Annotated in this window: 4 protein-coding genes and 3 tRNA genes; 5 read left to right on the forward strand and 2 right to left on the reverse strand. The window is 41.2% G+C overall.

Annotated features, from left to right (window positions below; all coding sequences use genetic code 11):
- Positions 1 to 75 precede the first annotated feature (75 nt).
- On the forward strand, positions 76 to 2,655 hold the full coding sequence (gene clpB / locus NLF92_RS08520) for an ATP-dependent chaperone ClpB (protein ID WP_254100824.1): 2,580 nt from the start codon (positions 76 to 78) through the stop codon (positions 2,653 to 2,655).
- A 126-nt stretch (positions 2,656 to 2,781) separates the two neighbouring features.
- Here clpB and NLF92_RS08525 read toward each other — a convergent pair whose 3' ends face one another.
- Complete coding sequence (locus NLF92_RS08525; RefSeq protein WP_254100826.1) at positions 2,782 to 5,631, reverse strand: tetratricopeptide repeat protein; 2,850 nt, start codon at positions 5,629 to 5,631, stop codon at positions 2,782 to 2,784.
- A 77-nt stretch (positions 5,632 to 5,708) separates the two neighbouring features.
- Positions 5,709 to 6,518, reverse strand: coding sequence for a hypothetical protein (locus tag NLF92_RS08530; RefSeq protein ID WP_254100828.1), 810 nt, complete (start codon positions 6,516 to 6,518; stop codon positions 5,709 to 5,711).
- A 390-nt stretch (positions 6,519 to 6,908) separates the two neighbouring features.
- On the opposite strand from NLF92_RS08530, the gene pssA reads away from it, so the two are divergent.
- From pssA to NLF92_RS08550, 4 genes are all read left to right on the forward strand, one after another.
- Entirely contained in the window at positions 6,909 to 7,709 is an 801-nt protein-coding gene (pssA, locus tag NLF92_RS08535; RefSeq protein WP_254100830.1) for a CDP-diacylglycerol--serine O-phosphatidyltransferase, read from the forward strand.
- A gap of 95 nt (positions 7,710 to 7,804) precedes the next feature.
- Positions 7,805 to 7,894 (forward strand) — tRNA-Ser (locus NLF92_RS08540).
- Positions 7,895 to 7,916: 22 nt separating this feature from the next.
- Positions 7,917 to 7,993, forward strand: a tRNA-Arg gene (locus tag NLF92_RS08545).
- Between the two features lie 75 nt (positions 7,994 to 8,068).
- Positions 8,069 to 8,145, forward strand: a tRNA-Arg gene (locus tag NLF92_RS08550).
- Positions 8,146 to 8,181 lie beyond the last annotated feature (36 nt).

Raw genomic sequence — 8,181 nt, forward strand, 5'->3', positions numbered from 1 at the left:
CTAAACGTTGAAAAAGCATCACACAGTACCCATTCTTTTACTAAGTTTATAGTAATCTTAAGATGGAATTGTACTATGCGTTTAGAAAAATTTACCACCAAATTTCAGACCGCTATCTCTGATGCTCAGTCATTAGCTGTGGGTCGTGACCATCAATACATAGAGCCTGTGCATGTGATTACCGCGATGTTAAATCAAACTGGCGGTTCTGTGCGCACTGTATTTAAAACTGCCGGTGTGAATTTAAATGCGTTGCGTTCTGCACTGTCAGAAACGATTGAGAAATTGCCTCGAGTACAAGGTACTGGAGGAGATGTGCAGTTGGGCAAAGACACTGTCCAGTTACTTAATATGTGTGACAAACAAGCGCAGCAATTTAAAGACAAATTTATTTCTTCTGAGTTATTTATCCTCGCGGCTATTCAGTCAAATGCTCGTATAGCGAGTGTGTTAAAAAATACCGGTGCCACTATTGAGAATATTTCTCATGCGATAAATGAAGTGCGCAACGGTCTAGCCGTGACAGACCAAAATGCCGAAGATGTGCGTGAGGCACTAGATAAATATACGTCCGATTTAACAGAGCGAGCGGAACAAGGTGCTTTGGATCCTGTGATTGGTCGAGATGATGAAATCCGTCGTACGATCCAAGTATTACAACGTCGTACCAAAAATAACCCAGTGTTAATCGGTGAGCCAGGTGTAGGTAAAACAGCTATTGCTGAAGGCCTTGCTCAGCGTATCGTAAATCGTGAGGTCCCTGAAGGGCTGCAACACAAACGCGTCTTATCTTTGGATATGGGAGCGTTAATTGCCGGCGCGAAGTATCGTGGTGAGTTTGAAGAGCGTCTCAAAGCTGTGTTAAATGAGTTGTCCAAGGAAGAAGGTAATGTGATTCTCTTTATTGATGAATTACACACGATGGTCGGTGCTGGTAAAGGTGATGGTGCAATGGATGCTGGCAATATGCTAAAACCAGCATTAGCACGAGGTGAGCTACACTGTGTTGGCGCTACCACCTTAGATGAATATCGACAGTACATCGAAAAAGATGCCGCTTTGGAACGTCGCTTCCAAAAAGTGCTAGTAGATCAGCCGTCAGTAGAAGATACGATCGCAATCTTACGTGGCCTCAAAGAGCGCTATGAGTTGCATCACTCCGTCGACATTACCGACCCGGCGATTGTTGCTGCGGCTAGTTTATCGTCTCGCTACATTTCAGACCGTCAACTGCCGGATAAAGCAATTGATTTAATTGATGAAGCGGCATCTAGTATACGTTTACAGATCGACTCTAAACCCGAAGAAATGGACAAATTAGACCGTCGTATTATTCAATTGAAATTAGAAGAACAAGCGTTGTCTAAAGAGTCTGATGAGGCCAGTATCAAGCGTTTGGAAATCATTGAAATAGAACGAGAATCTGCTGAACAGCGCTACAAAGAATTAGAAACTATTTGGCTCTCGGAAAAAGATGCACTCCAAGGTACCCAATCGATCAAGGCTGAATTAGAGCAAGCACGTAAAGATTTGGAAATTGCGTCTCGGGCTGGCGATCTAAACCGTATGTCGGAGTTGCAATACGGCCGGATCCCGGAATTAGAAGCGCGTATTGAAAATGCCATCGGTGATGAAGAGATAGAGACGACACTGGTCAAAAACAAAGTCACTGAACACGAAATTGCTGATGTGTTATCTCGTTGGACGGGGATCCCTGTCGCTAAAATGTTAGAAGGTGAGCGTGATAAATTAGTCCGTATGGAAGAAGAACTCCACAGTTCTGTGATTGGTCAAGATGAGGCGGTGAGTGCAGTGGCAAATGCCATTCGTCGTTCACGTGCCGGTTTAGCGGATCCCAATCGACCTATTGGCTCATTTTTATTCTTGGGTCCAACAGGGGTTGGGAAAACGGAACTGTGTAAAACACTTGCAGAGTTTATGTTTGATAGTAGCGATGCCATGGTCCGGATAGATATGTCTGAGTTTATGGAAAAACATTCAGTAGCTCGCTTAGTCGGTGCTCCCCCAGGTTATGTTGGTTATGAAGAAGGTGGCTATTTGACCGAGGCTGTGAGACGTAAACCTTACTCGGTTATTTTGTTGGATGAGGTAGAGAAAGCTCACCCAGATGTATTTAATATTCTACTCCAAGTGTTAGATGATGGACGTTTGACAGATGGCCAAGGCCGCACGGTAGATTTTAAAAATACCGTGGTGATTATGACATCGAATTTAGGTTCCGATGTGATCCAAGAAAAGTCGGGTTCGGCACAATATGACGACATGAAAGGGCTAGTGATGAACGCTGTTGCACAGCACTTTAGACCTGAATTCATTAACCGAGTCGATGATATTGTGGTGTTCCATCCATTAGCGTTGGAACATATCAAATCTATCGCAAAAATTCAGTTATTGGGTCTGCGTTCACGATTAGCGGATAAAGGCTTTACTCTTGAAGTGTCGGGTAAAGCGCTAGAGAAAATTGCGAGTGTGGGTTTTGACCCAGTATATGGGGCACGGCCGCTAAAACGTGCCATTCAACATGAACTGGAAAATCCACTAGCGACACAACTACTGTCTTTATCCGAAAAAGGAAAGTCGACCATTCGGGTAGATGTTGTTGATGATGCAATGACCATTCAATTTGTTGCTTAAACTTAGCTGCAATGGTCTTGTTCTGGATGAGATGTATCTGATTCAGTTACTTCTGATTAGCATGGTCCCTAATAATAGGGCAATCTAAACAAAAAAGGATAACACTAGTGGTTATCCTTTTTAGTATTAAATAGATTCTAGTAACTCTTTTACATCTGCTTTTTTAGTAAAATTATCATGTTCTCTCAATAATCGAGAAAACTGATTTTTTGCTTCATCAGTTCGGTCTAACAGCATCAACACTTTACCCAGATGATACTTAATATTAGGGTCGGTACTATCCATGACATATGCTTTTCTAAAATTACGTAAAGCATTGATATAATTGCCTTCTTGCATCTCAATCCAACCCAATGTATCGATAATTTGGGCATCGTTTGGTGCGAGTGCCGCAGCTTCTTGGGCATATTCTTTGGCAACAGCTAAATCATCATTCCCAACAATATTCGCTAAATTATTGAGGATCTCATGTTTATTAGGTACTGCCGGATAAGCAAGTAACGTTTCATAATGGCCACGAGCGAGGTTTTGTTGTGCCGTTTGCAAATAAAAATCAGCCAATAAACGACGTACAAATAATTGTTGTGGTTGCAACGCCAGTAGCTCTTCTGCTCTCTGGGTAAAATTATCCGGCGCATTTCCTTGGATGGCTAGTTCGTACAGATAGACACCGGCCTGATTGGGCATACCTTGCGTAAATAACTCAGTAAACATCTTCACAGCTTGGGTGTGATTTCCTTGGAAACGATAAATTTCACCAATCAGATACATAGCTTGCAGTTTCAAAGTGCGGCGCTCATCACGTGCAAATGCATCCAAGATAACCGACCTAGCCAAAGCCATAGATTGTTTGGGTTGGTTATTTTTGAATAAGATATCTGCTTGTAACAATCGTGCCTGCATATCCAATTCACCATCGTCATTGAGCAACTCTCGAGATTTTGCAATATTGGCCAAGGCTTGTTGATAAAGTTGTGCATCCGCTTGGAGTTGACCCAGCTGAATCAAACCAGAAGGGTTATCGGCAACTAAGTTTTGAATTTTTTTGAAACTCACTAATGCGTTGTCTAATTCATTTGCTTTGAGATAGATATCAGCTTGCTCAATCAAATAGCCCACGTTTAAAAACGAATTTTGTAGTAATTTTTGGTTTATCCATAGTGCGTTTTCATAATCTTTTTGGGCTTTGAATATGGTTTGCAAAAGCTCTAATACACCATTATTTTTAGGGTTTCGTTCATAGATAGGTTGCAAGATTTCATATGCTTTAGTCCACTCACCAAGTGCCATTTGGTTACGTGCTGTAAATTGAGCAACCAAGACCGGAGAAAATTCACTGTTTAAGCTGTTTAACACGGCTAAAGAGTCAGCATGAGAACGCTGGTAATACAAAATTTGTGCTTGTAAAAATAAAGCCGCTTGGTCTTCGTTATTTTGGCGTAAGACTTGTTTGGTCTGTTGTAAAGCTTCACTAAATTTTGCTTCTTGTAGCAAAACTGTGGCGTCTAATAACGTTAAACTGCGATTAAAACCTTCCGCGTCTTTGGTTTTGTTTAATTCTTTGTTGAGAATGTCTCGTGCTCGTTGAGTTTGGCCATTTTGAACCAGTAGCTCAACATGTAACTGACGTAAATAGGTATAATCGACGTTGTTAAATTTCTCCTCGAATAACGCCAATGCTTCATCATTGACCCCTCGGTTAAATAAGGACCTAACTTCCAGTAAATTTAACGTCGAATGGTCTTGTTGGAAGACGCGTAATTCTCTAATCAAAGATTCACATTTGAAGCCTCGTTGTAACTGAAAATATAAATTACATAAGGTAACAGTCAGAGGTAAATCTTTTTGCACGAGTAACGGATACGACTCTAGTGTTGTGACTGCTGTCTTGTAGCTGTTCTCTTTGACATAGCTATCGACGAGCAGCTTCATCGCATTGATATTCGTCGGGTTTTGTTTAATAAAGCGTTCTAGATTGGCTGCTGCTTGGGCGTAGTTTTCTTGAAAGTAGGCTGCTAGTGCATCGACTAAGGCAATATCACTGCGAGTAGCCTTGATATCTTCTGGCAACAGACTTAAGGTTTGTGTGACATCTTGAAATAATATATCAGCTTCATTACTTTCGTTGGCACGAATGAGATTTGCGTAGAGTAATTTTGAGAATGGGTCGGGCGTTTCTTTTAGGATCCGTTCCAAAAGTTCTATCGCTTTGGTTACATGCCCGTTGCGCAGATAAATGCTAGCTACAGAGCGTTGCATAATTGGGTCATTAGGCCGCAGAGTTTGGGCTTGTTCAAACACTTTCTGGGCTTCTTCTAAGGCCTCAGTTTGCATGAGATAAGTGCCATACAAATGCAATGTTTTGGCATCATTGGGGGCACTTGCTAATGATTCATCTATCAGCTTTTTAGCTTTTGACCACATCTCATTTTTTAGATACAAAGACGCTAATGAGTTTTTCGCTCGGGTGTTATCAGGCTGCAAACGCAGAGCTTTTTGATAAAGCGTAAACGCCAATTCCGTATTCCCTAGATTACGATAGGCGCTGGCTTTGAGTAAATGTACTTCAAAAACATTGTCTTGGGATAAGTCATCTGTTGCCATAGACGTCGCTTTTTTAAATTGTTCAGTGAAGATGTAAGCACGTAACAAAGGGATCGTCACAATGTTGGGATCGACACCGGCATACAATGCTTCTTCAAATTCTGTGATAGCGGCTTCAGGAAGTTGGTTAATAAGCAGTAAACGGCCCATTAAAATTTTGGATGGCAAATGACTATCTTTGGCATCTAACGCATTTTTTAAATAGACATAGCTGGTCTCATACTCACCTTGTTCAAAGCTTATTAACGCTTCTTCATAATACGCATCTGCGGTTTGTATAGTTTCATCTGCATAAGCTAAAGGTCCGAGTGGACCCAACAAAGCACCGGCGAGAAGGGTGGCAAAGGTCAATCTTTTTGCGTGTGATTTCATGTCTACGTCCTTGTAGATAAAAAAAAAACGATGCCTAGGCACCGTTTTGTGATAACAAACTGATAGTACTTATATACTTATCCTTTGATTTTCCGGAAACTTAAGGCAATTAAACCAAGTAAAAGTACACTTAATCCTGCCGGGGCAGGTACATCAACTGTTCCTGTTCTGAAAACTAAGTTATCAATACCACCAGAGCCTGGAATATTAACAATCAGTCGATTGATACCTGTGGCGTTATAGGATACCCGTTCCATATTACCATCATGCATATCTGGCACATAACCGAAGGACTTTAAGGTATTTCCTTCATAAAATGAAATTTGATTTGCCGCACCGTTGGTATTGGAATCTTCGATATCAAAGAAATCTAGACTGACAATATCTACTAGACTATCAAAGGTAAATTCAAAGTATCCAGCTGGACGTTGTCCTTCATCATCAGGGTAGTTACATACGCCATCCCCACAGCCTATGGAGTTTTCCTGTAAAATTAAAATATTTCCAGGTTTGTCAGCACCATTGTAACTCCCAATATTGAGAGCGGTATACTGAGATTTGTAATCGTTGTTTTTGTTGTGAAACTCAAGATCAGGGTCTCGTGTGTTACTTAATGATGTATTAAAAGCTACCTGTCGGTCAGCTACATCACCGGCACTATTACAACTACCAAGGTTAATTTGCGAGGCGCTCTTCTGGTTATCATAATTACAACTTGAAATACTTACTCCATAATTTTGTAGGTATTCATTATCGATAATCTGTCCGTTGACAATATTGCCACCAGAGGAATTTGTATCGAAGTCTATGACCTTGTAAGCTGCATTGGCACTATGCGAAGCAATTAAGCTAGCTAGACCAATGAGAAAAAGCTTGTTCTTTTGCATATTTAAATCCTTATAAAAATATGTTGTGTTAGTGTCCATGTTGGCGAACCAAAGTTTAAAGTAAATGTGTCATTCAAACAGTTAGTACAAATTTATACATATCATAAGCTCTATGTGTTGCGCAGAAGAACATATCATATCTAGTTATTTGTAGTATTTAGATAGCAACATCTAGACCATAATATAAATCTGTTTACAATCAATGCTCTACGAATTTTTTGTGATGAAAACTAAAATCTTTGTAAAGTTGTTCGACACTTTGACCTAATGTTGTATTCTGCAAAAAAATGCAATAAGGCCCGATGCCAGCATTTAGATATGCAAATGAGCAATGCTGAATTCATGAAAACACTATGCTATATTAACGGCATGTAACTAAAGAGATTTAACATGAACGTGAAACCTAAGAAAGGGATTTACTTACTACCTAATTTGCTCACGACCGCAGGGCTATTTTCAGGGTTTTATGCGGTTGTTGCGTCAATGAACAACCAATTCGAAGCGGCTGCAGTAGCCATCTTTATCGCCATGATATTTGATGGGTTAGATGGACGAGTAGCCCGAATCACGAATACCCAAAGTGAATTTGGTGCCGAATACGACTCTATGGCTGATATGGTGTCCTTTGGTATGGCGCCAGCATTGGTTGCTTATAACTGGGGGCTGACCGATTTAGGGAAGTTGGGTTGGTTAGCTGCATTTATTTATGTGGCGGGTGCCGCGTTGCGTTTAGCACGCTTTAATACCCAGGTAGGTATTGCTGATCCTCGTTTTTTCCAGGGTTTAGCTAGTCCAGCATCTGCCGGTGTGGTCGCTGGTTTTATATGGTTAGCCCAAGACTATAACTTAGAACCATCACAGTACAGTATTGTGATAGCGGTGATTACCGGCTTGAGCGGTTTGTTGATGGTGAGTAATTTTAAATATAGCTCATTTAAAGAAGTGAATTGGGCGGGTAAAGTGCCGTTTGTGGCCTTGTTAATCGTCATGTTGATATTTGTTGTTGTCGCCACAGAGCCGGCATTGGTGTTATTTGCAGCTTTTGCGTTGTATGCGTGTTCTGGTCCTATCAACACATTTAGAACGGTAGATAAAGTTAAGTTGGAAGATGTGGTAGGTGATCCTGAAAATGATGTTGATTCAGAATTAACCACTAATGACGAAAAAAATGGTTATAAAAAAGACGATTAAACAGCGAATGGCATTTTTTTGCAATTGATTGAATATTTGTTAGTTTTTACCGTTGACTTATATTCCCAGTGCAGTAGAATGCGCTTCCACATTACGGAGAGGTGGGTGAGTGGCTGAAACCAGTTCCCTGCTAAGGAACCGTACGTTAATTCGTACCGAGGGTTCGAATCCCTCCCTCTCCGCCATTGTGTAGAGAAGTTTTACAGCGCGTGCGTAGCTCAGCTGGATAGAGTACCTGGCTACGAACCAGGCGGTCGGAGGTTCGAATCCTTCCGCACGCGCCATCTTCTTCCTAAGATGTAAAATAAGGAAGTCGAACTTCGTAGGTTCGTTACAATTTGTTGGAAAGTTTTTACAGCGCGTGCGTAGCTCAGCTGGATAGAGTACCTGGCTACGAACCAGGCGGTCGGAGGTTCGAATCCTTCCGCACGCGCCAATCCATAAATGAAGCCCCTATAAAGGGGCTTTTTTT

Origin of the sequence: Opacimonas viscosa (assembly GCF_024199005.1) — a bacterium.
Lineage (GTDB): Bacteria > Pseudomonadota > Gammaproteobacteria > Enterobacterales > Alteromonadaceae > Opacimonas > Opacimonas viscosa.

Excerpts from the sequence above, each read along its gene's own strand:
- clpB (WP_254100824.1), top strand. The coding sequence starts at position 76 with ATGCGTTTAGAAAAATTTACCACCAAATTTCAGACCGCTATCTCTGAT.
- NLF92_RS08525 (WP_254100826.1), bottom strand. The coding sequence starts at position 5,631 with ATGAAATCACACGCAAAAAGATTGACCTTTGCCACCCTTCTCGCCGGT.
- NLF92_RS08530 (WP_254100828.1), bottom strand. The coding sequence starts at position 6,518 with ATGCAAAAGAACAAGCTTTTTCTCATTGGTCTAGCTAGCTTAATTGCT.
- pssA (WP_254100830.1), top strand. The coding sequence starts at position 6,909 with ATGAACGTGAAACCTAAGAAAGGGATTTACTTACTACCTAATTTGCTC.